Origin of the sequence: Yoonia sp. 67-2 (assembly GCF_035117555.1) — a bacterium.
Taxonomy (GTDB): domain Bacteria; phylum Pseudomonadota; class Alphaproteobacteria; order Rhodobacterales; family Rhodobacteraceae; genus Yoonia.
This window is the reverse complement of sequence record NZ_JAYKPK010000003.1, coordinates 30,620-57,188: the sequence shown is the minus strand read 5'-3', so window position 1 is coordinate 57,188 and position 26,569 is coordinate 30,620. Positions and strand designations below refer to the sequence as shown.

Annotated in this window: 23 protein-coding genes; 10 read left to right on the top strand and 13 right to left on the bottom strand. The window is 57.8% G+C overall.

The genetic code is table 11. The features are described 5' to 3' along the window. Positions 1 to 55 precede the first annotated feature (55 nt). Together VOY09_RS05680 and VOY09_RS05675 are read right to left on the bottom strand one after the other, a co-directional pair. Positions 56 to 574: a prepilin peptidase gene (locus tag VOY09_RS05680; protein ID WP_322893433.1), complete on the bottom strand. Its 519-nt coding sequence runs from the start codon at positions 572 to 574 to the stop codon at positions 56 to 58. Between the two features lie 67 nt (positions 575 to 641). Continuing rightward, positions 642 to 824 (bottom strand): Flp family type IVb pilin, encoded by a 183-nt coding sequence (locus VOY09_RS05675; protein WP_322893432.1) that lies wholly within the window; start codon positions 822 to 824, stop codon positions 642 to 644. Positions 825 to 1,091: 267 nt separating this feature from the next. Between VOY09_RS05675 and VOY09_RS05670 the strand changes: the two genes are divergently transcribed. The 3 genes from VOY09_RS05670 to VOY09_RS05660 all read left to right on the top strand — a co-directional run bounded on the left by VOY09_RS05670 (position 1,092) and on the right by VOY09_RS05660 (position 2,568). Further along, a complete protein-coding gene (locus tag VOY09_RS05670; protein WP_322893431.1) occupies positions 1,092 to 1,607 on the top strand; it encodes a TadE/TadG family type IV pilus assembly protein in 516 nt (171 codons plus the stop codon). Beyond that, positions 1,604 to 1,999, top strand: coding sequence for a TadE/TadG family type IV pilus assembly protein (locus tag VOY09_RS05665; protein WP_322893430.1), 396 nt, complete (start codon positions 1,604 to 1,606; stop codon positions 1,997 to 1,999). Before VOY09_RS05670 ends, VOY09_RS05665 begins: the two co-directional genes overlap by 4 nt. A 161-nt stretch (positions 2,000 to 2,160) precedes the next feature. After that, positions 2,161 to 2,568: a pilus assembly protein N-terminal domain-containing protein gene (locus tag VOY09_RS05660; protein WP_322893429.1), complete on the top strand. Its 408-nt coding sequence runs from the start codon at positions 2,161 to 2,163 to the stop codon at positions 2,566 to 2,568. A 58-nt stretch (positions 2,569 to 2,626) separates the two neighbouring features. On the opposite strand, the gene VOY09_RS05655 is transcribed toward VOY09_RS05660, so the two are convergent. From VOY09_RS05655 to VOY09_RS05645, 3 genes are all read right to left on the bottom strand, one after another. Next, positions 2,627 to 3,328: a response regulator transcription factor gene (locus VOY09_RS05655; protein ID WP_322893428.1), complete on the bottom strand. Its 702-nt coding sequence runs from the start codon at positions 3,326 to 3,328 to the stop codon at positions 2,627 to 2,629. A gap of 184 nt (positions 3,329 to 3,512) precedes the next feature. Further along, a complete protein-coding gene (locus VOY09_RS05650; RefSeq protein WP_322893427.1) occupies positions 3,513 to 7,808 on the bottom strand; it encodes a PAS domain S-box protein in 4,296 nt (1,431 codons plus the stop codon). A 366-nt stretch (positions 7,809 to 8,174) separates the two neighbouring features. Then, complete coding sequence (locus VOY09_RS05645; protein ID WP_416236735.1) at positions 8,175 to 8,714, bottom strand: DNA-3-methyladenine glycosylase; 540 nt, start codon at positions 8,712 to 8,714, stop codon at positions 8,175 to 8,177. A gap of 503 nt (positions 8,715 to 9,217) precedes the next feature. Between VOY09_RS05645 and VOY09_RS05640 the strand changes: the two genes are divergently transcribed. Together VOY09_RS05640 and VOY09_RS05635 are read left to right on the top strand one after the other, a co-directional pair. After that, positions 9,218 to 10,444 (top strand): carboxylate--amine ligase, encoded by a 1,227-nt coding sequence (locus VOY09_RS05640; protein ID WP_322893425.1) that lies wholly within the window; start codon positions 9,218 to 9,220, stop codon positions 10,442 to 10,444. Between the two features lie 179 nt (positions 10,445 to 10,623). Next, positions 10,624 to 12,594, top strand: a complete 1,971-nt coding sequence (locus tag VOY09_RS05635) for a hypothetical protein (RefSeq protein ID WP_323811268.1) — start codon at positions 10,624 to 10,626, stop codon at positions 12,592 to 12,594. A gap of 12 nt (positions 12,595 to 12,606) precedes the next feature. Here the strand turns inward: VOY09_RS05635 and VOY09_RS05630 are convergent, their stop codons facing one another. Continuing rightward, the gene (locus VOY09_RS05630) at positions 12,607 to 12,999 is read right to left on the bottom strand and encodes a helix-turn-helix domain-containing protein (protein ID WP_322893423.1); all 393 of its coding nucleotides are present in this window, start codon (positions 12,997 to 12,999) and stop codon (positions 12,607 to 12,609) included. 100 nt (positions 13,000 to 13,099) lie between these two features. On the opposite strand from VOY09_RS05630, the gene VOY09_RS05625 reads away from it, so the two are divergent. After that, positions 13,100 to 14,167, top strand: a complete 1,068-nt coding sequence (locus tag VOY09_RS05625; RefSeq protein ID WP_322893422.1) for an SDR family oxidoreductase — start codon at positions 13,100 to 13,102, stop codon at positions 14,165 to 14,167. A gap of 111 nt (positions 14,168 to 14,278) precedes the next feature. On the opposite strand, the gene VOY09_RS05620 is transcribed toward VOY09_RS05625, so the two are convergent. From VOY09_RS05620 to VOY09_RS05600, 5 genes are all read right to left on the bottom strand, one after another. Further along, positions 14,279 to 15,133 (bottom strand): SDR family oxidoreductase, encoded by an 855-nt coding sequence (locus VOY09_RS05620; RefSeq protein ID WP_322893421.1) that lies wholly within the window; start codon positions 15,131 to 15,133, stop codon positions 14,279 to 14,281. A gap of 118 nt (positions 15,134 to 15,251) precedes the next feature. Beyond that, positions 15,252 to 16,007, bottom strand: a complete 756-nt coding sequence (locus tag VOY09_RS05615; RefSeq protein ID WP_322893420.1) for an SDR family oxidoreductase — start codon at positions 16,005 to 16,007, stop codon at positions 15,252 to 15,254. 19 nt (positions 16,008 to 16,026) lie between these two features. Further along, positions 16,027 to 17,352: a TRAP transporter large permease gene (locus VOY09_RS05610; protein ID WP_322893419.1), complete on the bottom strand. Its 1,326-nt coding sequence runs from the start codon at positions 17,350 to 17,352 to the stop codon at positions 16,027 to 16,029. Continuing rightward, a complete protein-coding gene (locus tag VOY09_RS05605; protein WP_322893418.1) occupies positions 17,345 to 17,833 on the bottom strand; it encodes a TRAP transporter small permease in 489 nt (162 codons plus the stop codon). Before VOY09_RS05605 ends, VOY09_RS05610 begins: the two co-directional genes overlap by 8 nt. A gap of 66 nt (positions 17,834 to 17,899) precedes the next feature. Further along, positions 17,900 to 18,904, bottom strand: coding sequence for a DctP family TRAP transporter solute-binding subunit (locus VOY09_RS05600; protein WP_322893417.1), 1,005 nt, complete (start codon positions 18,902 to 18,904; stop codon positions 17,900 to 17,902). Positions 18,905 to 19,078: 174 nt separating this feature from the next. On the opposite strand from VOY09_RS05600, the gene VOY09_RS05595 reads away from it, so the two are divergent. The 4 genes from VOY09_RS05595 to VOY09_RS05580 are packed head-to-tail and all read left to right on the top strand — an operon-like array spanning position 19,079 to position 23,497. After that, positions 19,079 to 19,894, top strand: a complete 816-nt coding sequence (locus tag VOY09_RS05595; protein WP_322893416.1) for an IclR family transcriptional regulator — start codon at positions 19,079 to 19,081, stop codon at positions 19,892 to 19,894. Continuing rightward, positions 19,891 to 21,060 carry an acetyl-CoA acetyltransferase gene (locus tag VOY09_RS05590; protein ID WP_322893415.1) on the top strand — a complete coding sequence of 390 codons (1,170 nt, stop codon included), beginning with the start codon at positions 19,891 to 19,893 and terminating at the stop codon, positions 21,058 to 21,060. The genes VOY09_RS05595 and VOY09_RS05590 overlap by 4 nt, the downstream gene beginning before the upstream one ends. Further along, positions 21,057 to 22,643 carry an acyl-CoA synthetase gene (locus VOY09_RS05585; RefSeq protein ID WP_322893414.1) on the top strand — a complete coding sequence of 529 codons (1,587 nt, stop codon included), beginning with the start codon at positions 21,057 to 21,059 and terminating at the stop codon, positions 22,641 to 22,643. Before VOY09_RS05590 ends, VOY09_RS05585 begins: the two co-directional genes overlap by 4 nt. Next, positions 22,640 to 23,497, top strand: a complete 858-nt coding sequence (locus VOY09_RS05580) for a PCC domain-containing protein (RefSeq protein WP_322893413.1) — start codon at positions 22,640 to 22,642, stop codon at positions 23,495 to 23,497. Before VOY09_RS05585 ends, VOY09_RS05580 begins: the two co-directional genes overlap by 4 nt. A 34-nt stretch (positions 23,498 to 23,531) precedes the next feature. Here VOY09_RS05580 and VOY09_RS05575 read toward each other — a convergent pair whose 3' ends face one another. Both VOY09_RS05575 and VOY09_RS05570 read right to left on the bottom strand, forming a co-directional pair. Next, on the bottom strand, positions 23,532 to 25,346 hold the full coding sequence (locus VOY09_RS05575; protein ID WP_322893412.1) for an ABC transporter ATP-binding protein: 1,815 nt from the start codon (positions 25,344 to 25,346) through the stop codon (positions 23,532 to 23,534). A 94-nt stretch (positions 25,347 to 25,440) separates the two neighbouring features. Continuing rightward, positions 25,441 to 26,430, bottom strand: a complete 990-nt coding sequence (locus VOY09_RS05570; RefSeq protein WP_322893411.1) for a glycosyltransferase family 2 protein — start codon at positions 26,428 to 26,430, stop codon at positions 25,441 to 25,443. Between the last annotated feature and the right edge of the window lie 139 nt (positions 26,431 to 26,569).

Here is a 26,569-nt window from a genome sequence, read left to right as displayed (position 1 = left end):
TGTTTCCTCCAGATTGACCGGATGGCGAGGATAGGTTGTGATTGTACGGACTCAGTCACCAAACCTGCAGCGCTGCCATCCAAGGTGTCGAAGCAAAAACCAGTAAAGCTGCTGGCCCGATGGCAACACCATAAGGAACGCGGGTTGATCGCTGGTGAAGATGCGACACCCAGTTCCCCTGCCCTTTCAGACCTTCAGGCAATGGCACCACGCGGTAAAGCAGCAAAGTCAGCGTCAGCAGCGCCCCGAACAAAGACGTCCAGAACAGGAATGCCGGCAGTTGCGGCAGACCCAACCATAATGCCGTCGCGGCCATCAGTTTGACATCCCCGCCGCCCATCCAGCCGCAGGCGAAAGCGCCGAAGGCAAGGCAGAAGACTGCGATAGCAGCCGCCATGCTTGTCGTGATGTCGAGCAGCGAGAGCCCGCTCAAAGGTGCGCAAATCGCATAGCCAAAAAGCAGCACCAGAACGAGTTTGTTCGGGATCCGCATCGTGGTGACATCGCAAATGCTCGCGCTGATCATCATCACCGGAAAAAACAAAAACGGAATAAGGTGAAACGTCGATGCCATAGGCGCAAACCCGTTTGGGAGAGTGCCTGTCGCCGAAACTACATTCGCCGACAGGCAGAGCACTCAGTTAGGTTGGTGTGTTTACGTCGGTCAACTCGGTTGTGATTGTGGTGAAGACGGTTTTCAGTTGCGGCCCAAGCAAAGAAAGCGCCACAACAATAACCACCGACACCAGACCGGCGATCAGACCATATTCAATGGCGGTCGCGCCAGATTCGTCATCTTTGAAGCGGGTGATAAGTTTCTTCATTTGGTATATTCCATTCTCAAGTTGATGAAGGCCGAGCCCGAATGAACGCAAGAGTGAATGTTCGACCGACCGTCCCCGAACTGTCTTTGCGTCGACATCAACATGACCTGTTTCGATAACGCAAATCTACTTAGCCTCATGGGCAGGTCGCTTGGCCAGTCCATGTGACCAAGTAGTTTTCGGCACGGCAGCCCTGTACTGACAGGATAGTGCAATTTGCCAAAGCTGAACGGCTGCAACGCAACGTGCCATTGGAACCGACTGAAAATGACCGAGCAGGTTCAACATCGTGACGACGCCCGCAGAAACAATCGGCCCTTTTTCAAGAGGATCCGGGGCGTCATTCACAACGAAGACGGCGTTTCAGCGGTGGAATTCGCATTGCTTGCGCCAATGTTGGTTTTTGCTCTGCTGGCGATGGTCGATCTTGGTTTCGCGATCTCAGAACGCATGACAATTGGTCATATCCTGCGCGCAGGTGCCCAGAGCGCGACAGAGAATGTCGGCACAACAGCGATTGACCGTATTCTGCGCACGACAGCAGCAGATATGATGGCGGTTGCAGAGCCCGGCACTACGGGCGACGACACATCACTGGCCCTGAGCGTCCAGTTGATTTGTACCTGTGCCACCCAGCCAGGTGTCGGCGTGGCCTGTACGACGACCTGCGCAGGTGACCAGCCTACCCAGATATTCTACGCTTTATCGGGGACCAAGACCTACGCAGGCCTGATCCTGCCGCGATTTTCGCAGTCAAAGTCGCTTCAGGTGCAGGTCCGATGAAACAGCATTTCAAACGCCTGAAGCAATCAGAGAATGGCGCAACGGCTATCGAGTTTTCGCTGGTGGCATTGATGGCGATCACCATATTCCTTGGCATCATCGAGTTTGGGCGTGGGCTATATATGCGCAACGAAATGTCCTACGCGGTTGATATCGCGGCGCGCAAAGTCCTGACAAACCCGGTCGTAGGCAATGCCGAACTGGAAACGCTCATCCGTGGCTCAATTACCTTTGGCGGCTCAACCGACTTGGCCGTGAGTTTCGCCACAGAAACGATTGACGGCATACCATTCCGGAAACTTGTCGTCAGCTACCCCGTCACGCTGCTGATTCCTAACCTGACGAACGGCAGTTTCACGTTGCGCATCAATCGCCGCGTTCCACTGACATGATATCAATCTTGCCACATCGCACGGGTTTCACGGCGCTGTGGAAAATCACATTCGAAGGGATCGTAAAGATGACATTTGATAGGGCAGTGCCAGGCAAGACCATCTGTTCAATTCTTTCAGCAATCATCATATGCAATTCGGGCGCTGCGGTGGCCGAACCGATGCCGATTGCATTTTCGGACAGAAGTGCCGGCTACCAAGCCACTGAAAGGTCAAGCAGTCGCGTTCTGGCCGTCATGGTCGACTTTGCCAGTGTCCTGCGGATCGAAGGCAGCATCAGCGCAATTGCGGTCGGGAATTCAGACATTGCCGATGCAAGCCTCGCGGACCCCAATACGCTGATCCTGACCGGCCGGACGGTTGGAACGACCAATCTGATCGCGCTTGACGAATCCGGGGGTGTGATCTTGGATGTGATGGTGCGTGTGGGCGCGCAGAAACCGGGCATGGTGACGGTGCGCCGGGGCACGCAGATCCAGTCAACCGAATGCAATTCGGCCAATTGCGGCACCACGTCAAGTGATGCATTGCCAGAGGTCAGTTCCCTGATACCGGCAGCAGACCGCTAAGGTCACATGGGCGACGCTGCGCTATCGTGGCCGTGGTGCTGCCCGGTCCCCGTGCGTATCATCCCGTCGCTGATCGCAAAATCGCTGCCCCGGATGTCGCGGCTTCGACACGGTTAGAAACGCCCAGTACGCGAAATATTGCAGCGAGGTGAAATTTGATCGTGCCCTCGCTCAGGTTCAGGTCCCGCGCCATGCCCTTGTTGGTTTTGCCAATGACGAGCAGTTCCAGCACCTCGCTCTGACGCGGCGTGAGCAAACTGACAGCGTGGCTTTGCCGGTTTCTCTCGGTCTCTGTCGTCTCAAACAACGGCTGCTCTTCTGGACAGATGGCAAGATCGGGCAGAAACGCTGGTACATAGACCATGCCGTCGAGGATCAAACCAATGGCACGACCAAGTTCGGCCACCCCCAACCCTTTGTGAACAAAGCCATGCAGCCCGACATTCAACGCCATCAGAATATCCTGCCGATCCTGCGAACCAGAAACCACGGCCACGCGCACTGACGGAAAAAAGTCGCGGATCGACCGAAGATTTGCCCAGTTGTTCATACCCGGCATGTTCAGGTCGAACAGTGCAAGTTTCACGTTATCGCTCGGCTTAAGCAGATCAATCGCCGCGTCAAAGGTCGATGTCTCGATCACTTTGCCAAAGCCAAAACGCTGGGTCAGGATGCTTGCCAGTGCAATACGAAAAAACTCGTCGTCGTCCGCTATCAGTGCAGTCTGCCCGCTAAACGATGATGTGCCTTGTTCGTCCAAAATCCTCAGCCCTATCCAGTAGACTACAGATCAACACCTATCACATTTATTGTCGCTGACCTGCAGGCGATTTGTTTCCATTTACTAAACAGTAACAAAATTCACACAAGACTGTCTCAATTTCAAGCGAGCGCGGCCCTGCCATGCGACATCCGGATGATCTGCCCTCCGCATCACTTTCGGCTCAAGAGTCAAGAACTTTACGCACCTTCAACGACAGCTCAGACCGCCGGTAAGGTTTGCTCAAAAGTTCGACACCGTCGTCAAGCCGCCCATGATGGACGATGGCATTCTCGGAATAACCCGACGTGTACAGTACTTTAAGACTAGGCCGGATCGTTAGCGCAGCATCAGCAATCTGGCGTCCATTCATTCCACCCGGCAGGATGATATCAGTGAGAAGCAGATCAATATCTGCGCGGTCCCGCAAGATGGCCAATGCAGGCGCACCTGCGGATGCTGTGATGACATCATAACCCATATCCGCCAGTTGCGCGACGAGTTGCTGCAAGATCAGCATGTCGTCCTCCACAACGAGGATGGTTTCCTGCCCTCGCAAAACCTGACTGTTTTCCGTTGTAGCCCCTGATGCCGGCGCTTGGCCACAAAATCGTGGAAAATACATCTTGATCGTCGTGCCTTGAGAGATTTCCGAGTAAACCTTGATGTGGCCTTTCGATTGTTTCACAAAACCATGGACCATACTCAGTCCCAGCCCGGTGCCTTTGCCCACACCCTTGGTCGTGAAAAACGGCTCAAACACCCGTTCCATTTGCGCCTTCGAAATGCCGTTTCCAGTGTCACTGATCGTGACGACAATATACTCGCCGGGCGTTACCCCGAGTTCATTGCACACGAAACTATCTTCCAAGGTGCAATTAGCGGTTTCGATGGTCAGATAACCGCCATTGGGCATTGCATCACGTGAATTGACGGTCAGGTTCAGCATGGCGGTTTCAAGCTGGGCAAGGTCAAGCTCTGACGACCACAGGTTCTTGGCCAGAACGACTTTGATGTCGATATTTTCGCCCAAGGTGCGGCGCAGCATATCCTGAATACCTGTGATCACCGCATTCACATCCAAGGTCTGAGGTCGCAGCGCCTGTTTGCACGAAAACGCCAAAAGCCGGTTTGTCAATTCGGCCGCGAGATCTGCAGCAGTTGCACAGATGTCGGCATATTGCCGTAATGGATGCCCCTCTTCGAGCTCTTCCTGAAGCACCTCCGTACTACCGACAATGACTGTCAAAAGGTTGTTGAAATCATGCGCGACACCGCCGGTAATTTGGCCGACTGCCTCTAGTTTTTGCGATTGCCGCAACTGGCCCTCTATCGCCAACCGTTCCGATATGTCTGACATGCTGCCAAGTATCCGGACGGCGCGGCCTCTGTCGTCACAGATCAGAAAACAATGAGCTTCTACATCCGCCCAACTTCCGTCAGCCCTGCGGAAACGGTAGCGTTCATGAATTGCGCTGATCGCTCCGCGCAGCAATCTGTCAAGCAATCCGTCGACACGCCGCTGATCGTCAGGATGCACATGCACGCGCCAGACCGACCGCAGATTGTCTTGCGGGTCTGACGGTGGCCCGAACTGCTTGGTCATGCCATCGCTCCACCACAGCTGACCTGCGATAATATCCCATTCCCAAGCAGCATTGCCCGTTGCTTCGGCAAGCAGGCGGAACCGTGTTTCGGATATGCGCAACGCCTCTTCCGTGCGCCTGCGATCCGTGATGTCACGCTGAACCGCCACGAAATGTGTTGTTGCACCAGCCTCATTCGCAAGCGGCACAATGTCCAGTTCCAGCCAATATTCCCGACCGTTCTTGGTGTAGTTGATAAGCTCTGCACGCACCGATCTGGAGGCCCGCAAAGCCGTTCGGATCCGGTTTAATTCGGAGCGTTGCGACTTTGGGCCCTGCAACATCCGGGGCGACTGACCGATCGCCTCTTCCCGGCTAAACCCGGTGATGCGTTCGAAAGCATCATTGACAAAGACGATCCTGTCTTTGTCGCGATCAGTGAAATCCTCGGCTTCGGTAATCAGTACGATATCGTTGATCTGCGCCACCGCCGCCCCCAGTAGCCGCAACTTTTCTTCGCGGCGCCGTTCTTCGGAAATGTCTGAAAAATATACCGCCAGCCCGGCAGGTGTCGGATGCGCGCTGACCCGGAATGTGATTTCAAGTGGCGCAAAGAATTGCTCAAACCTTGCGGTTTGTCTGGTTTCCACTGCACGTCTGTATTCTATCTCAAAGGCAGTTCCGCGCGCTTCCGGAAATTCATCGAATACGTCGCGACCCAGCAACTCGTCACGTTTGCGCTTCAGCAGCAATTCAGCCTTGCTGTTCAGATAGGTGAATCGAAAATCCGGATCGAGTGTAAAGAATGCATCACCGATGTTTTCCAATGTCTCGACAAGCCGTCTGCTGGCTTCGCCAGCTTTGCGCTGCGCCGCGGTCAGTTCTGATATATCCTGCATCGCGCCCTGCACGGCAATGATCTTGCCCGTCGCATCCCGGACCGGCACGCCCATCGACCGGACCCTGATCCGATTGCCTTTTGCTGTGATCAGATCGCGGACATTATCAAAGGGAATGCCGTGTTCTGCACAGGCGTCAAAGACCGCACGCGCAGAAACATGCTCTTCGGGCGCGAAAAAATTGATACCCCCGATAAACGTCGGGCGCGTGCCGGGTGGCAGTTCGTGAATGGCGGCCACGCCATCTGTCCACGACACCTCTTGGTCGGCAAGCGAAACGTACCAGCCGCCCAGCTTGACGGCCCGCCCGGCAATTTCCAACAGCCGCTCGGACTGGTCAGCCCGCTTGCGCACCGCGACAAGTTCAGAGATATCTTGAAAAGAGCCATGCAGGGCAATGATTTTCCCAGCCTCGTTGCGCTCTGCTTCGCCTGTCGTGCGCACTGACAGGTCGCGTCCTTTTGCGGTTCTGATCTTGAATATCTCGTTGAAGGATTTTCCGTCTTGCAGGCAGGCTTCGAACTGCCGAGCAATCCGATCACGATCCTCTGGCACATAATAGTCAATTCCTCCCGCGAGTGTGGGCGAAAATCCATCCGGTTCATCGTGAATACGTGCTGTCTGCGGCGACCATTGCAACCGGTCCGCCAGCACATCATAGCGCCAGGCCCCAAAATTTGCCGAAGTTCCGGCGATTTCAAGCATCCGCTTTGACCGCGCAAGCGCATTCGCCGCCGCAACGCTTTCCGTAATGTCCTGCACCACGCCGCGGATCACAGGCCGATCATCCAGCCTGCTTAACTCGCCCATCCCTTGGATATGAACGACGCGACCGTCGGAATGTTCAACCATATGCGCAAATGAAAAACTTGTGTCCCCCGAGGCCATGAACAGGTCCAGATTGCCACGGATGTCGGCACGGTCATCCGGATGGACCAGCGCAATGAAGTCCTGCAACTTATGCCCAAACCGGCTTGGGGTCGTGCCATACATGCCATAGACATTCCCGGACCATTCCAGCCTGTCTTCGGTCACAAAATAGTCCCAGGTCCCAGTGCCCAAAAGACGCTGCGTGCTGCGCAGCCTTGTGGCCAGTTCGGCAAGGTACAGGTTTTCGGTTTTCAACTCTCTTGTATGTGCGACAAGATCAATCTTCGCGCGTTCCGGCGTCAGCACGTCGAACGTTGCGCTGTTTAATCCGGCGGCGTCAACGGCTTCTGTCACATCCTGCATTCGCATAATGAGGTGCAGGATTCGATTGTCGGGGCCCGCCAAGGGCGTGCTGGACACCGCCCAAATCTGCACCTCATCATGCGGCAGAAGAAAACTCTGGAATTCAAGCAGGTCCGGTTTGCCGGTCGCGACCACACGGTCAAAGGACCCGCGCAATTTGGCATATTCTTGATCATCGGGTTGCAGGGGCAGCGCCGCAAAAAGATCGTGACCCACGACATCATGCCGATGACGCGCAAGTGCCGCAAGATAGGCGTCACTGACGGCAACAACGTCATAACTCTCGGGCGAGAAAACAAGAAACATGCCCGGAACGGAATCGAACATAATCTGAAATTGCCGCGCAAGCCGGTCGCTGGACTGGCGCGCCGCTTCTTCGCGCGCTTGCGCCTCGCGCGCGGATTGTTCTGCGACGACAAAGCGCGACACGTCGCGCGATGCGATAAGTTCGGCGCGCTGCCCTTCATAGGTTATGGTGTGGCCGGTGATGTCGACGTAGATGATCTTTCCGCATTTAAGCCGATGCCGCCAGACCCCGGCTTCGTCGCGCCCTTCCGTGACGGCCGCGACATTTGCATCCAGCGCAGCGCGATCTTCATCCGGGCGGATATCTGCAATCGTCATCGCAAGGAATTCTTCACGAGAGTAGCCGTATTTGACGATGGCGGCATTGTTGACAGTCAGGAAACGCAGCGTGTCCAGCTGATAGACCCACATCGGATCGGGATGAGAAAGGAAAATGCTGTCGCCGCTGAAATTCAATCCCATGTCCTTAAAAATGCAAGGCTCACGCGCGTCAGTCGCATCCTGCAAGAATGGTGCCGCGTCCTGCCGCCTAACCGAAAACCGACATATAATGAGGTTGACCGCTTTCCATTCTGTTTTCAAGAAAGATCAGTTATCTTAGTCGATGTCCCTTAGCTGCGCTTTTTGCGGTCCGCCTGACGTGGCTGAAGCTCACGGGCGCGCGTGAACCAGCCGCTTTCTGACGCTGCCGAGGCGGTGCAGATGATCGTTTCGAAATCGCGCAAGACGAAGCGTATCGCCGCAGAACATCTCGCGTTGCATCTCTACCTTGTGTATTGTGGCGGAAATGACAAAGGCGCATGCCCGCCGCGCTATTGCAGCCTAAAACCTTCGGCTCAAACCCTGCGCCCCGGCCATGCCAAACCGCCAGGGCAAATCCTGCCCACGTGAAATGCCGATGCGCGGACCTGTCAAAATCTCCGGAGCTGGGCCGTCTACTGGTTGCAGCAGCAGACCTTCACCATCAAAAGGACGGCCATCGTCAGTCATCTGCACGTCCAATGCCTGACCCAAGCGCCCCGGCCCCGCACAAAGCGGGCCGGACGGGCGGCGCTGGCGCATCATATCAAGGCCGATCTCAGGACGTATCGCACGGATCAAAACGGCTTCGCCAGGGCGGCCGACAACGTTCAGGCACAGATGGATGCCATAGGATCGATAGACATAGGCGTGGCCGGGCGGGCCAAACATCGCGCGGTTGCGCGACGTCGGGCCACGAAAACTATGCGACGCGGGATCGTTTTGGGCATAGGCCTCGGTCTCGATAATCGTGCCACCAGTGCCACGCACGACAAGACGTACCCCGATCAAGGACCGCGCTAAAGTACAGACGTCAAGATCGGCGTCAAACAGAGGTGGTATTGTCAAATTACGCCCATTTCTCGAAAGATCGGCTCCAGTGGAGAGCTTATGCCTAGCTGATCGTTGTTCGACATGAAATGGCGACAACTCCCACCGGACTGGTTTTCCGGGACACAAAAGTCAGGACCATTTCAACGCTTTCCATGAAGATCTCGCAGATCAGAGGAACCTCCGCTCATGGACAAAATCCGCGCCCAAAGCATGACAAGCGCCACAACAAATCATGTAGGGATGCTGGATGTCTGGCGCAGGATTGCGACAAAATATGGCAGAGGCTCGCAGGGCTTCCACCCTGCAATCGCCCCCCCAGCAACCGCCCATACCGGCGTTGGCCGTCAATGGTTTGGACTGTGAAAAATCAGGCCATAGCGTCAATTTTTGATCATGCGCGTCCGGCCAAAAAAATACCGCTGAATTGGTAGATATAAGTCCAAATATCCGCTTCGGTTGATTTTCTTGAATAACACTATAGGTATCCGACCATCAACAAATAAGGAGTTAGGATGACCGAACAAAATTCGGACAAAGGATATGTTGCTATTTTTGGTTGGAGCTTGCGTTGCATTGACGCGCTTGAGAAATTCGACCGCCGGTATGTGATTGTTGCTCCCGCCTGGGCCGAGGCCTATGCGGTCGAGCATGACATACCTTTCATCTCATGGGATTTCGAACGGCTGAATGACCGTTCTTTCGAACTTGCCACAACCCTTAACGATATGGGCGTGGATGTCGCCATCCCCCTGTTTGAAGAAACCGTCGAATGGGCGGGTGCCGTGAACTCGGTCCTGATGAAGAACCCGCGCTTGCTGGGCCAATCCATGCTGTTTCGCGATAAATCACTGATGAAACGCCGTGCCCAACTGGGTGGCATCCGCGTTGGCATTTTTGAAGAAGCGATGGATCAGGCCGACGTCACCCGCTTTCTTCGGCGCGTCAACCAGACGCTGTTGAAGCTGGATGGCGACCCCAATGACCCGATCCATTTCAAGGCCTTCGACAAGGCTGGCTGTCTGGGGCACCGGGTAATCCGCACGGCGGATGACGTCGCTTCGATCTCGGACGATGAATTCCCTGCCCTTTTGGAAAGCCATCTGGATGGATGGGAATTCGCAGTCGAGGCTTGGATCAAAGATGGTAAGATCCAATTTCTGAACATTTCGGAATATGTCACATTGGGCTATTCTGTCTTCGTCCCGGCCACCCCTGAATTGGAAAAATGGCGTGGCCGCATCACACAGGAAATCGAAAAATTAATCGAGGTTTTCGATATCGATTTCGGCTTCATTCATCCGGAATATTTCGTCACCTCAGACGGGACCATGAATTTCGGCGAGGTCGCTTATCGTCCGCCAGGGTTCAATGTCTTTGAACTGCTGGAACGGGCCTATGGCTTCAATGCCTATCAGGCGATGGTGATGGTGTTCGACCCCAAGACGACGCAGGAAGAGCTTGATGCTTTCTTCCCGACCGAGGTCGTGGATGCCAAAGGCCACGCAGGTTGCTTTGGCGTCTACCCGCGCCGCCGCGTGGTCAGCAATCTGGAGATCCCTGCAGAGACGGAAAATCATCCCTATTTCGACTTTCACGAGCTGAACCCGCCGCATGCCCAGAAGGTCACCAAGCGAACGGCCTTCGGAACGCATTGGGGGCTGGTCTATTTCTTTGGCGAGGATGCCGTCGAAATGCGCGACCTGCTGAAAGCCCAAGAAGAGCTGGATTTCTACCTCTGACAGGCATGCCCGGCTGCCGTGACACCACCAGATGGGCGCATCCTTGCGCCCATCCCCCTTGGTTTGGTCGCAGACTTGCATCAACGGCTGGCGGCAGTCACCATGCCCGAGCCACATAAGAAAAGGGCGACATCGTGATCGAGGCGAAAAACACTTCATCCAGTCAGGCTACGGGCCATTTGCAAACACTTCTTGACCGGCTGGACCGGCAGGTCACTCAGTTGAACGGCGCATCGCGGGTCGGCAAGACCGATCACGCCTTGCGCGTGCTTGAAGTGGCGCGCCGCGTGCTGGAACAGCAGGATGGTTTGCCCGCACTTTGCCAGCGCGCAGGTGTTATGGACAAGGCTGGTCTGTTTTCCGGCACGGATTGGGCCAGCCCTGATACGCTCCAGCCGGGCCTTGTCAAACATACGTTGACCCATGCCGCGCCAGCCACAATCACGTTGGAGGCGATGAGCCTGCTGCGGTTTCTGGTCATCGCGATTGACGATCATACCCATCCCGACGTGCCGCCTGCACAGGCAAAGCAGTTTCTGACGCAGGTTCTGGCGCTGAACATGGACCGTCTGCTGGGACAGGCCGCGGACGAGGCACAGCGCAATGCGCAGGGGCCGCTGACACCAGCGATTGACCGGCTGATGCGCTATCTGATGCAGGAAATCGGGCCTGATGGCCTCTTGGATCATCTGATTGACGAGATATGGCGCATCATGGCGCAGCGTCCTTTGCAGGTCGATCACGTCAAGGCGATGGTCGTCCAGATCGCCCAAGCCTTGCAAAGCGGCAGCGCCAGCACCGCCGATGCCCAGCGCGGTGCGGACAGGCTGATCAGCGCACTGTTCGGCCCGACCAGCTTGTGTCGGGATGATCCGGGCATTCCCGCCTATCTTGACAGCCTTTCCCGCGCGGACGAACGCGCCATTCAGGACGAGGCTTATGCGTTGGCCCGCGCCATGCATGACACCGGCCTTGTGTCGGACTATCACGCGGCATTCCTGCGGTGGACGCTGGATGCCGATCAGGCGCGGATGCTCCCGCATGCTTTGGGTCTGTCCACCACCGGGCTTGACGCATTGCGTTGTTATGAACCGTTGGTCTGCGCCATGGTCGGTGCCGCCGTCCACCCCGGCACAGCACAGGCAGTGTATGGTCTGGCGCTGATGCTGGAACGCGGCATCCTATATTCTCCGCCGATTGCACCCTCATTGTGGCGGCTTCTGGAAACACCGCTGAGCGCGGATTGCATCGCCACTTTGGCCGCCGCTTGCGGCAAAGCGCTGCCAGCGAAAACGCATCTGGTCGCGGGGGTGATGATGCTCTTGGGCCAGCCTCTTGGGGTCGGTCAGGGCAATAACCCCACCTGCCAATCGGCGCGCGCCATGTCGATGTGGGCGCTGAATGATCCTGATTTCCTGCTCTGGCTGATCGCGCAGGTCACCCGCGGTGACCGGCTGATGCTGCATTTCGAAGGCGAACCGCTGGATACCGCGACCTTGCCGCCCGGCCTTGCCACATCGACGCTGCTGGATGCGGACCCGGTCTCGGTCCTGTTGGTGCCGCATCTCGACCGCGCCTATGCCGAGATGGGCCGCCGTTGCATCGGCAGGCCTGAGGATCCACACCGCTGGATCAACCCGGAATTACATGGTTGGTGGGTCGGGCGCGATTTTCACATCGCCGTCGATGTCCGCACCGGCGATCTGCAGGATTACGAAGGGTTTCTGCGGGCGTTCCACGCCTCTTATCACCCACAGCATAACGGCAACCAGCCGGTGATCCATCCGCAACCTGCCGGGATTGCTGTCACCGATGCCACCGGCACCTTTGTCGGTTGGCATGCGATCACGCTGATCCGGGTCGGATTGGACCCCGAAGGCCAGATGCGGGTCTATTTCTTCAACCCCAATAATGACAGTGGGCAGGATTGGGGGCATGGAATCGTCGTGTCGACCATGGGCTGCGGGGAAAGGTTCGGCGAAGGCTCGCTGCCCTTCGCGGATTTCGCAGCGCGACTGTACCTGTTCCATGATGACGGGCTGCCGCCGCTTGCGCCGGTGCCGGTACCAGATGACCAGATCGTGCAGATCGCCGCGATGGGGCGCAAAAGCTGGGCTGTCGGGCGCGGCGATGTCGTATTGGACCGCTGACCTATCCAGCCATTACTGCGGCGAGGCTTGCCGCCGCGACGTGGCACGGACCTGCAATTGATCCAGCGCATCTGCGTTGTCGCGACCCCAGTCGTAGACCAGATCAACCAGCCCGACAAAGCGCTGGCCAAGCGGTGTCAGGCTATATTCCACTGCAGGCGGGACGGTGCCTTTGACGTCGCGGTCGATCAGGCCGCTCTGCTCCATCTCGCGCAGGGTCTGGACCAGCATCTTCTTGGAAATTCCCGGCAGGCTGCGTTGCAACACCCCTGTGCGCGCCCGCCCGTCGTGCAGGGCATGGAGCGTGTGCAGGATCATGCTGGTCCATTTTGTCGAAAAGATATCAAGCACGCGGCGCGGCGCGCAATCTTCCCGCCATTCCCATTCATCGCTGCTGGATGCCATGGTGGTTACCTTTAGGTGACTATGTCCCAGTTTGGTGCCGTCTACACGACAGGCCGCTGAATGCATAGATGCGATGTTCAAAGATGAATTGGAGAATGACATGACGAAGCGCGCATTGGTGGTTGGTGCCACCGGCATTCAGGGCAGCGCCACAGCCGAGAGATTGGTTGCCGAAGGCTGGCAGGTCTTTGGCCTCGCCCGGAACCCCGGACAGCAGGATGGTGTAACGCCTGTCGCTGCGGATCTGCTTGATCCTGATGCACTCTCTGCGGCACTCAGCGGGATCGATCCAACGCATGTCATTCTGACCACATGGCTGCGCAAGGACAGCGAGGCGGAAAACGTTCGCGTCAATGCCGCGATGATCCGCAATCTGTTGGATGCTTTGCGTCCATCCGGCACGGTCGCGCATGTGGCGCTGGTGACCGGCCTCAAACACTACCTCGGCCCGTTCGAAGCCTATGGCAAAGGCACCCTGCCCCAGACGCCCTTTCGCGAAGAACAGGGTCGGCTGGAGGTGGAAAATTTCTATTACGCGCAAGAGGATGAGGTTTTCGCCGCAGCCGCGCGCGATGGTTTCGGGTGGAGCGTGCATCGCCCGCATACGGTCATTGGCAAAGCCATCGGCAATGCAATGAACATGGGCACCACATTGGCGGTCTATGCCACGATCTGTCGCGAGACGGGGCGCCCGTTCCGGTTTCCCGGATCAGCCATGCAATGGGACAGCCTGACCGACATGACCGACGCCCGCCAGCTTGCCGCGCAAGTTATTTGGGCCGCGGCGACCCCGGCCGCCCGCAATCAGGACTTCAACGTGGTCAACGGCGATATCTTCCGCTGGAGCTGGATGTGGACCCGCATCGCCGATTGGTTCGGGATCGAGGCTGAAACCTTCGACGGCACCCTGCGCCCGCTCGACCAGCAGATGGCAGAGGACGCGACAATCTGGGCCGAGATCGCGGACCGCCACGGGCTGGCAGAACGCGACTTGGGAAGACTTGTCTCACCATGGCACACTGACGCTGATCTGGGCCGCCCGATCGAGGTGGTGACCGATATGTCCAAAAGCCGCCGTTTAGGCTTTATCGGATATGTTGCAACAGATGATGCGTTCTTCGACCTTTTCGCGCGCCTGCGAGATGACAAAATCATTCCAGATTTTTGAAATCATTAAGATCAAGCAACGGGGTCGCGAACAACCGACCCCGTTGCGAACACGGCAATCACGTCTCTGCAATCATCGTATCTGCCAGCCTCAGCGCCAATAGTATACAAATCAGCCCCCGATCAGATCGCCCCCGTTCGGATGCAGCACTTGTCCGGTCATGTAGGATGAATCCGCACAGGCCAGAAACAGCATCGACGGCGCGACCTCGTTCGGCTGACCGGCGCGTCCCAATGGGGCGGATTCGCCAAAGTCGTCGACCTTGTCTGGCGGAAAGGATGCAGGGATCAACGGTGTCCAGATTGGGCCCGGCGCGACCCCATTCACCCGGATGCCATCCCCGGCCAAGGCGCTCGACAGGGCACGCACGAATGACACGATGGCGCCTTTGGTCGCGGAATAATCGATCAGCAGATCCTGACCGCGATAGGCTGTCACCGATGTGGTGCAGATGATGGACGCCCCGCGCGACAGATGCGGCATCGCGGCCTGCGCCATGAAGAAGGTGCCGCCGACATTTGTGCGGAAGGTGCGGAAAAGCTGCTCTTGTGAAATATCGGTGAAACTGTCCTGCGCATGTTGCTCGGCGGCATTGTTCACCAGAACATCAAGTCGCCCGAATTCCTGCATCGTGCGCGCGACGGCATCTTCACAAAAGCTTTTCTCGCCCACATCGCCGGGGATCAGCAGGGCCTGCCCGCCCTCGGCCTCGACCAAAGCGCGCGTTTCTTCCGCGTCGCTGTCTTCATCAAGGTAGATCAGCGCAAGCTTTGCACCTTCACGTGCGAACAGAATGGCCGTGGACCGTCCGATGCCGGAATCGCCGCCTGTGATGATGGCGACCTTGCCCTGCAAGCGGCCCGAACCGGGGAAGTGCGGCGTATGGTCGGCAGTCGGGTCCAGCCTGCTTTCAATTCCGGGCTGGCGATCTTTCGTTTCCATCGTATCAAGGTCGTCAGGTTTCATAATCTGGTCCTTTCGCAGTGACGCAAGCAATCCATCCAGATCGGGTGGATGATTACCTCGTCAACGCCGGATCGCGGCAAGCGTTCCGAAAGGCGATGGCCAGATTTTCAGAACAGGCTCAATCCCCGCGAAGGGCGGGCAATCCCACGCCGGTCGCGTCAAACCCGCCATCCACAGCGATGACCTGCCCGGTGACATAGCTGGCGCGTTTCGAACAGAGAAAGACGATGACCTCGCCAATTTCACGCTCGGTGCCATAGCGGTTCAGCGGGATCGCGTCATGATAGGCTGCGCGGATCGCAGGCGTATGCACGGCCAGCGCCAGTTTCGTATCCACCGGACCCGGCGCCACACAATTGGCCCGGACGCCCCATTCGCCCAGTTCAGCGGCCTGCTGTTTTGTCAAATGAATGACAGCGGCCTTCGACGTGCCATAGGCGACGCGCAACGTGCTGGCCCGCAGGCCCGAGATCGAGGCGATATTCACAATCGCCCCTTGGCTGGCCTTCAGATGTGGCGCAGCCGCCTGAGAGGTCAGGAACACCCCGTCCAGATTGACCTCCATGACACTGCGCCAGATTGCCAGATCAGTGTCCCCCAAAGGCCGGAAATCAGCGACACCCGCGTTATTGACCAAGGCATCAATGCGCCCAAAGCGGTCCAGCACCGATGCAATCATGGCGTCGATCTGATTCGGCTGTGACACATCGCAGGCAATCGGGATAACATCCTGCAAACCCTCCGCCGCGTCCATCAACGCCTCTGCGTCGCGGTCGACCATCGCGACCTGCCAGCCTTCTGCCAAAAAAAGCTGCGTGGTCGCCAGACCGATGCCACGCGCGGCCCCAGTCACGATGGCTGTCTGCTTATCCATATCTTTCCCTTTCCATGCGTCAGCGCAGCCAATCGACCAGCACCAGTGACATCTGCGGCACCATGGCCACGACGATAATGCCGATCAGGCTGGCCAACAGGAATGGCATCGTGCCCCATGCAACCCGTTCGATACTCAGTTTCGTGATATTGGCGGCGACATAAAGATTGATCCCCACCGGCGGCGTGATCAACCCGATGGCCAGATTGACCATGACAAGCACACCAAACCAGACCGGGTCCCAGCCCATTTCGCGCGCCACCGGCAGAAAGATCGGCAAAGCGATGAACATCACGGTCACCGGGTCCATGAACATGCCCGCGATCAGCAGGATCACCATGATGACCAGCAGGATGACCCAGCCATTATCACTCAGCCCAAGAAGGGCCGTCGAATAACTGCCAACCAGATCATCCACCGTCACAACCCAGCCGAACAGGCTTGCATAGGCCACGATCAACATCACCACGGCAGATGACGCCGCCGCCGTGCCAAGCGCATCATAAAGGACCCCGATATTCAGCGTCCGGTAAGCGAAAGCGCCGACCAGCAAGGCATAGACCGTGGCGACAATGGCCGCCTCTGTCGGGGTGAAGATGCCGGAATATATGCCGCCCAGAATAACGACCGGTGTCATCAACCCCCAAAAACTGTCCCGGAACGATTGCCAAAGCGCATCGCGCCGTGTCGTATCCGCGTAGGGGGCGGGGCTGAGCGCGTGCAGGCTAGATGCGGTGTTCCGCCGCCGCGCAAAAGGCAGGACGGCCAACATGGTTAGCGCCATGAAAATACCGGGAATGATCGCCGCAATAAACAACCGCGAGATCGAGGTTTCCGCAATCACACCATAGATCACCAACCCAATGGACGGCGGAATCACGATGGAAAACGCCGCCCCCGTGACCACCAGCCCGGCGGCAAAGGCGCGGTCATACCCGTCTTCCTCCATCCCTTTGATGATCATCGGCCCGATGGCGGCGACTGACGCGGGGCCAGACCCGCTGACCGCACCCCAGAACAGGCAGACGACCGTGCCGACCATACCCATGCCGCCCGGCAAGCCACCCACCGCAACGCGGAAAAAACGGATCATTCGTTCGGCAATGCCAAGGCTGCCCATCAAGGTGCCTGCCAGAATGAAAAACGGGATCGCCAGAAGCGAGAATTTGGTGATCCCTGTCGCGATCAGATCACCCGCCAGATCAAGTCCGAACCCTATCTTCCACATCGCGTAGAGTGCTGAAAGCCCTAGTGCAAAAGCCACCGGCACCCGCACGGCCATCAGCAGGAAGAACACCACGATCATCTGTGTGCCTGCGCCGGTGATGCCCATCGCCTCAAACATGATCGGCCTTGGCGTCAGGTCCGGCGCGCATGACCTCGAACGCATGTTGCAGATAGCGCAATGCGATCAGGGCAAAGCCAAAAGGCAAAGCCGCCTGATAATACCAAGCTGGCAGACCCAGACCGTAGGATTGCATTCCCACCCGCTTGATATTCATCATCGCTTCCCATGAAAACCAGGCCGACATGGACAACAGCGCCACTGACAGCAGCACCGACAGGCCCAGGATCGGCAACCAAAAGACACGCGGCAGCAGGTCATGCACGACAGTCACCGCCAGATGCTCGCCCCGTCTTGCGGCGATGGCAGCCCCAAAGACCGTCAGCAAAAGAAAGCCGTTCACCAGCAATTCCTCGGTCGCGGCAAAGGAATAATTGGTGCCATAGCGGACCACAACATTAACGAAGCCCAGCGCCGTCATTGCCAGAAACAGAATGGCGCAGATGATCTTTTCGAAATCGCGCAAGACGAAGCGTATCATGCAAATATGTCCCGCCAGCAAAAACCCATGGCTATCAGACACAGCCATGGGCAATTGATCTTGGCTTTAGTTGGTGGCCGCAATGGCATCCTGAAAGATACCCACGATCTCTGGACCGACGCGTTCTGCCCATTGATCAAAGGCAGGCTGCGTGGCTTCGCGGAAGGCGGCAAGTTCTTCCTCACTCGGCTCGTAAACCTCCATGCCCTGTTCGCGCAGGAAGGCGATGCCTTCTGCCGTACCTTCGCGAGTAATCTCGCGCTGATAGGCCATCGCCTCCTGTGCGGCGTCGCGGACCATGGTCTGCGTATCTTCATCATACCCGTCCCAGACAGACTGGGCGATGCCAAGGAAGATCGGGTCGTAGGAATAATGCCATGCGGTCAGATATTTCTGCACCTCATAGACCTGCTGCGGAATGATGACCGCGCCAATCGGGTTTTCCTGCCCGTCGACAACACCCTGCTGCAGGGCTGACATCGTCTCGCCCCATTGCATCTGCTGGGGGTTGGCACCCAGCGCGTTCATCACATCGATATACATCGGCCCGGCCACACGCATGTTCAGGCCGCGCATGTCTTCGGGGGTGCGGATCGGGCGGGAATTATTGGTGACTTCGCGAAAGCCATTTTCGCCCCATGCCAGCACGACGATCCCGCGTTCCTCAAGGATATCGGCCATCATCTGACCGGGTTCACCTTGGGTCGTCGCATCGACCTGATCATAGTTGGAATAGAGATAGGGCAGCGAAAACACCGCCATTTCAGGCACCAGAGGTGTCACGTTGATCGCCGATGTCACGACAAGATCCAGCGCGCCGCGACCCACCATTTCAGCCTGCCGCATCTGGTCGCCGCCAGAGAGTTGCGCATTGGGGAAGACACGGACAGTCAGTTCCCCGTCACTGCGCTCTGCCAGCAATTCGGCAAAGCGTTCGGCCCCCAGATGCCAGGTCGTCGTATCGCCAGTATTATGCGACAGCCGCAATTCCTGCGCGCTGGCCGTGCTGATGCCCATCGCGGCGACAAGGCTTGCCGCCAGGGCCGTTCCTGTGATGCGTGAAAATTTCATACGTTCCTCCCTTAGAATGATGACGATTTGCGGCAGCCATCCCCCTGCCGCACTCCCTTTTCAAATAGTGGACCTTGATTTTCGCCAATTGCAAGAAAAACTTGCAAACATGCTCAAATAAAATCAGGATCAAAGAAAATCTTAACAAACCCGTCAGGATATTCGGTTCATATTATGAAACACGATGGCGAAGATTCCATGTTTGGCGGCGCGCAAAGCGTGGATCGCGCCTTGGGCCTGCTGTCGCTGATCGGGCAGCATTCGGCGCGTGGCATCGCACTTTCGACATTGGTGGCAGAAACCGGGCTGAACAAAGCGACCGTGCGGCGTTTGATCCTTGCGCTGATCCGCGCCCGGCTTGTCGAACAATCGCAGGCTACCCGCGTCTATCATCTGGGGGAAGAGGCTTATCTGCTGGGCATGCTGGCGCAGGACCGACACGGATTACTTGCCCAGACCATCGACAGTCTGCAGCGCCTTGCCCGTGCCACCGGCGATGCCGCGTTCCTGTCCGTGCGGCGCGGGCGTTATTCAGTCTGCCTGCACCGCGAAGAAGGCACCCATCCGATCCGCACCTATGCGTTGATGCCCGGCGCGCATCATCCTTTGGGCGTGGGGGCTGGGTCACTGGCGATGCTGGCGGCTTTGCCCGAAGCTGAAGCGGAAGAGGTGATCGCCTCGCACCATGACGAATTGATCAGCAATTACCCTCGGCTGACCCCCGACACTTTGCACGCGCAGATGCTTCTGACCCGCAAGAGCGGCATAGCACTCAACCCCGGCCTGATCTTTGAGGATTCATGGGGCCTTGGCATCGCCTTACGCGGCCAGCAGGGCCAATTGGTCGGCGCAGTATCACTGGCCGCCGTCGAAAGCCGCATGAAAGAACCGCGCCGCAGCGAATTGGCCCAGAAGTTGCAGACCGAGGCGCGGCTGATCGAGGCCCGCCTCGCGACCAGTGGCAAACCAACAGAAGGAACCGCAGAATGACGCACGCACAAATTATCGGCTGGGGTCACACGGCCTTTGGCAAATCCGACCACCCCGATACCGAAAGCCTGATGGCCGAAGCCGTGGCACAAGCGCTGACCCATGCGCAGATCGGCGCAGAGGATGTCGATGGCATTTTCGTCGGCGTCTTCAATAACGGTTTTTCCAAGCAGGATTTCCAAGGCGCGCTGGTCGCCATGGGCGACGAAGCCTTCGCCCATACCCCCGCCACGCGGTTTGAAAATGCCTGCGCCACAGGGTCCGCCGCCTTGTTCGGCGCGATGGATTATATCGCCGCAGGACGCGGGCGGATCGCGCTTGTCGTCGGTGCGGAAAAGATGACCGCGACACCCAATGCAGAGGTCGGTGATATCCTGCTCGGTGCCAGCTACCGCGCGGAAGAGGCGGAGGTTGAGGGCGGCTTTGCCGGTCTTTTCGGCCAGATCGCGCAAAGCTATTTCCAGCGCTACGGCGACAGGTCCGAAGAACTCGCGATGATCGCCGCCAAAAACCATGCCAATGGCATAGCCAATCCTTATGCCCATATGCGTAAGGATTTCGGTGTGGATTTCTGCAACACGATCTCCGATAAAAACCCCCGCGTCGCCGGGCCGCTGCGGCGGACTGATTGTTCGTTGGTATCGGACGGCGCTGCGGTGCTGGTGTTGGCAGATGCCGAAACTGCCGCCACAATGCAGCGCGCGATTGGCTTCCGGGCACATATCCATGCCAATGACATCATCGCCTTATCCCGCCGCGACGTGCTGGAATTCAGCGGCGCGCGAAGGGCATGGGCAGGGGCGCTGACAACCTCGGGCCTGACGCTCGATGATCTGAGCCTCGTCGAGACCCATGATTGTTTCACCATCGCCGAATTGCTGGAATATGAGGCGATGGGGCTGGCAGAACCCGGCCAGGGCCACCGCGTCATCCGCGACGGGATCACGCAGAAAACCGGGCGGCTGCCGGTCAATGCCTCGGGCGGGTTGAAATCCAAGGGTCACCCGATTGGGGCGACCGGCGTGTCGATGCATATCATGGCCGCGATGCAATTAATGGGGGATGCGGGCGAGATGCAGATCGCGGATGCGAAACTGGCCGGTGTGTTCAACATGGGCGGTGCGGCGGTGGCCAATTACGTCTCGATCATGGAACGGGTGAAATGAGGCAGGACCTGTCGCAGGGGATGCCCCCATTTTCCACCCGCGTGATGAACCTGTCACATCTGCTGACCGAAAGCGCGCGGCGCTTGGGGGATGCCACAGGTTTCGTTTGGGGCGAGCAGTCATGGAGCTGGGCCGAGATGGAAGCCCGCGCCGCGGCCTTTGCGCAGGCCTTGCTGGACCATGGCATCACCAAAGGCGACCGCATCTTGGTGCAGTCGGCCAACAGCAGCCAGATGTTCGAGGCGATGTTCGCCTGTTGGCGCATCGGCGCTGTCTGGGTGCCCGCCAATTACCGGCTATCGCCGGGTGATCTGGCATGGCTGGCGGGGTCATCCGGTGCGCGGCTGTTGCTTTGCGCTGCGCAGTTTCCCGATCATGCCGCCGCCTGCAAACCGCATGTCGATGCAACCATCACCCTCGGGCAAGATTACGAAGACCTGATCGCCCGTCACATGGGCGCTGCCCCTGCCCCCATTGCCGTGCAACGCGACGATCCGGCGTGGTTTTTCTTCACCTCCGGCACCACGGGCAAGCCAAAGGCCGCCGTGCTAACCCATGGACAACTCGCCTTTGTCGTGACCAATCACCTTTGCGATCTGATGCCTGCGACCGGGCCGGATGATGCCTCGCTTGTTGTCGCCCCCTTGTCACATGGCGCGGGCATCCATCAACTGGCGCAAGTCGCCCATGGCGTGAAAACGATCCTGCCCGCAGGCGAAAAATTCGATCCAGCGGAAATCTGGGCCTTGGTCGCGCGTTGGCAGGTCAGCAATATGTTCACCGTGCCGACAATCGTGAAACTGCTGGTCGAGGACCCCAGCGTCGATCACCACGATCATGCCAGCCTGCGCTATGTCATCTATGCAGGCGCGCCGATGTATCGCGCCGACCAGCGCCGCGCGCTGGAAAAACTGGGGCCGGTGCTGGTGCAATATTTCGGCCTTGGTGAAGTGACCGGCAATATCACCGTCCTGCCGCCTGCAGATCATCACGCCGATGATGCGCAGATGCGGATCGGGTCCTGCGGCTTTGCCCGCACGGGGATGCAGGTGCAGATCCAGAACGATCAGGGCGAAGAGGTCAGCATCGGCGACACCGGCGAGATCGCTGTGATCGGCCCTGCCGTTTTTGCCGGCTATTTCAACAATCCCGAAGCGAATGCCAAAAGCTTTCGCAACGGCTGGTTCCTGACCGGCGATCTGGGGCATATGGATGCGCAGGGTTATGTCTATCTGACGGGCCGCGCGTCGGATATGTATATCTCCGGCGGCTCCAACATCTATCCGCGCGAGATCGAGGAAAAGCTCCTGCAACATCCCGACCTGTCCGAAGTCGCGGTGCTGGGGGTGCCTGACCCGCTTTGGGGTGAGGTCGGGATGGCCGTCTGCGTCCCGCACGCGGACGCGCAGGTGCAGCCCGACAGCCTGCTGGCATGGCTGGCCCCGCAACTGGCAAGCTATAAACGCCCACGGCATGCGGTGCTCTGGGATGCGCTGCCGAAGTCCGCCTATGGCAAGATCACCAAGAAGATGATCCGCGAAGAACTCCAAGCGCGGGGCCAGTTACCGGAACCGGACGCGTGACCCTGCGCCAGATCACCCACCCCGGCACGCCTGCCCCGGACAGGTTGACCGCCCTGCCTTGTAACGCTGTGCCCGTGCAATTGACCCTGCCCGCCGGACAAACCCTTGCCGATGCTGTCCCAGCCGCCTTTGCACAGGCAGGATTTACCTTCGGATATCTGCGGATTGACGGTGCCGCATTCGCACCGCTGACCTTCGTCACGCCGGGCCCCGCGCCGGATGACAGCCATGCGGCATGGTATAGCCAGACCTATCAGATGAAGGCATCCCGCGCGAAACATGGCGGCGTCCATCTGGGCCAGCGTGATGGCAAACCGTTTCTGCATTGCCATGGCGTCTGGGACAAAACGGATGACCTGCCCGACGCCGGGCATCTGCTGTGTGAGGACAGCATCATCGCGCAGGATTGCACCGTCACCGGCTGGGGGATCACAGGCGCAGGCCTTGTCGGACGGCACGACCCCGAGACGAATTTCACGCTGTTCCGCCCAGAACCCGAGGTCGCGCCTACGCAAAGCAATGCCTTCCTGATTACCCTGCGGCCCAATCAGGATATCGGCGCGGCCCTTATGGCCTTTACGCGCCAGCAGCAGATCCGCACTGCGCAGGTCGAAGGGATCGGTAGCCTTGTCGGCACAAGCTTTGATGACGGCAAACAGATCGCGAGCAATGCTACCGAAATCCTGATCCTGGCGGGAGAATTGACATATGACACCAATCGGCTTGAGGTCGCTTCCGTCGGATTTGACGGGCACGCCCATATTGGCCAATTGGCGCAAGGTGCAAATGCTGTCTGCGTGACCGCCGAGATTTTATTACTCTGCGCGCCTCTCAAACAGGCTGGCGTCAGTTGAGACCGCCATCGATTGTCACGCGTGAACCGCGCTGTCACACAAGCGGAGGCTGTGTCTTCCGTTCACCGCCATACTGCATATCATAGAGCGCCTTGAACTTGCCATCCGCTGCCAGCAGATCACGGATACTGCCTTGCTCGACAATTTCGCCCGCTTCAAGATAGCAGATTTCATCGGCATTCATCACTGTCGACAACCGATGTGCGATGACGATCGTTGTCACACCACGGGTAATGGTTTCCAGCGCGTCGCGCACCAATGCCTCTGAATGGCTGTCCAATGCGCTTGTCGCCTCGTCCAGCAACAGGATCGGGGCCTGGCGCAGTACCGCGCGCGCGATGGACAGGCGCTGGCGCTGACCACCAGACAGGAAAGATCCGTTTTCACCGATAGAGGTGTTATAGCCGTCCGGCAATTTTACAATGAACTCATCGGCATGCGCAACTTTGGCAGCGGCAATCGCCTCTTCTTCGGTGGCGTCTGGACGGGCCAGCAACAGATTGTCCATCACGGTTCCGGCAAACAGAAACGTATCCTGACCCACAAAGGCGATTTTTTCACGCAGGGATGTAAAGGTCGCGCCCCGGATATCCTGCCCGTCGATGAGGACAGCGCCTTCAGTCGGGTCGTAAAGCCGCAGGATCAGGTTCAGCAAGGTTGACTTGCCGCCACCTGATGGACCGACCAGAGCGGTCGTTTTTCCCGGCTGAAAAGCAACATTCACAGATCGCAGAACCCGGTCACTTTCACCATATTGAAAGCTGACATTGTCGAGCGTAACAGCACCCTGCCCGGATTTCAGCGGCACGGCATCCGCGCTTTCCAGCATGGTTTGTGGCGCATCCAGCAGGTCATACATCATCTTGACGCCGACCATGTTGCTTTCAATAATGACACGCATCCGGGACAGGCGGTTGGCTGGTTCGTAGGACATCAGAAATGCCGTCACAAAGGACATCAATTGCCCGGGCGTGCCCGGCGATTGGCCAAAAATATCCACCGCGCTGAGGATCACAATAGATGCAATCGCCAATCCGGCCACGATATCCAGCAGTGGCATCGTCGCGGATTGAAGCTGCACCATACGGTTGCTCCGGTCTTCCACCTGACGAACAGCAACCTCCATCCGGTCCGCCATATGCGGTTCTAGGCCAAAGGCCTTGACCACACGCGCGCCAAGCGATGTTTCCTGCACCACTTTAATGATCTCGCCCAGCCCCATCATTTCTTGCTGCATTACCTCGCGCACGAGGCGCAGAATGCGCTGGACGCCGTAAATGACGATCGGGGCCACGATAAAGCTGATCATGGACAAAACCGGCTGTTGGTAAAACATCACGGCAACCAGCGCCACGAGCGTCAACAGATCACGGATGAACCCGGCAACAATCGTATCAATGACCGCGCGGGCGGCCTGCGCGCTTTGCGTGACCTTCAACAATAAGTCCGACGATGCGTTGTTGTTGAAGAACGCGACACCCTGCGCCAGCATCCGGTGATAGATTTGCATCTGCTTTTGCGCGACAATGCGGTTGCCGGCACGTGCCATCAAGACCGCCTGAATATACATCGCGATCCCCCGGAACGCGAAGACAAGCGCAACACCGACGCCAACGGCCATGACCTGCCCACGGTTTTCCGGCGCGGCCAGCGCATCAACGATCTGTCCCATCATCCAGGCAGAGGCGCCGGTCGCCGCAGCCACCATCACCATGGCCGCTGCTGCGGCCAGATATTTCCAACGGTGTTCGTGGAAACTTTCCAGCAACAGCCGTGTCAGCAGCCTTTCCGCAGGAACCCGCGCCAGCCAGCGTTCATGCCATCTCGATTGTGTGTTGTCGTCGGGCATTGCGTGCCGCCTCTAATCCATAGCAGGTCTGAGCCGTATCAGAACTGGTCGGGCGGGTCCACACAGACGGCAATGCAAAAACCGCCGCGTGTCATCAACCGACGGCTTGGTGCTGCGGCCCGGTTTGAATCGCGGCAATCATCGCCTGTACGTCAGGGTCCTTACGCAGCTCGGCCACTTTTTGGCGATACCAGTCCACGGCCCTAGCATGCAATTCACCCAAAACCGGGTCCGCCTTCAAGTCCGACGCCAAGCTGGCGCTGGCCTCTTTGTAGCGCTGTATCGAGGTATCAGGCTCCACATTCTTGTTCCAGCGCTGCCAGTATTCAATACCCATGACATTATTCGCATGGTTCACACGGCCCCGCGCCTTTTTGATCAAAAAGCTCTCCAGCGACCTGACAATATAATGGTTGACCTGCGCATGGGTGAAAACCGGTGGACTGATTGCATAGTCTTCTGGTCCGACATAGGCGCTGCCACCGGGCCTGACATAACGGGCCTGTGGCGCATAATCGTCCTGATAATAAGGGATATGAACGCCAAGCCGTTTCAGCCGCGGCAGATTAGACACCATTGCCTTGCCAAACTTGCCCGACGCCGGGTGGTGAACCGGGTCCCAGGATGCCTCTGCCATGTGGAATTGGTCGGTGACGGGAACGTCCTCAAAAGTCTCGATCCCCTGCGCGCCAAAAATCCGCCAAGGCACGCTGATCGCATCGATGTCCGGGCCGGACCCGGCAACAAGCGCGCGCGCAGATCCGTCACCCATATGGATGTTAAGATATTCATCCGCATCGCAGACAAAAACCCAATCCGCTTGGTTCACAATGTCATAGCGCTTCCACGCCTGTCGCAATGCGCTACGCTGAATGCCTGCACGTTCCCAGATTTCTGTCGGATGATGGACCACCAGCCCCAGTTCCTGCAAGCGCAGTAACATCTCAACGGTAGGGTCGTCACAATCATTCGTGCAGACAAGGATGTTGTCAAACCCAAGCGTTTTGTAATGCGCGACCCAATCAAGGATAAAGGGTGCTTCATTCTTCATCGTCGAAACGACGGTAAAAACATCTGTCTTCATCGACTCACTCGTAAACAACTTTCACGCGTGGTCATGCCTCGCGTACCAGATATTTGAAACAGTTTTCTGACCTGCGGCAAAAGGTTTTCGGTTGGCCTGTGACAAGACTGACATGCCGCATGGCGCCGCATAATGCCAA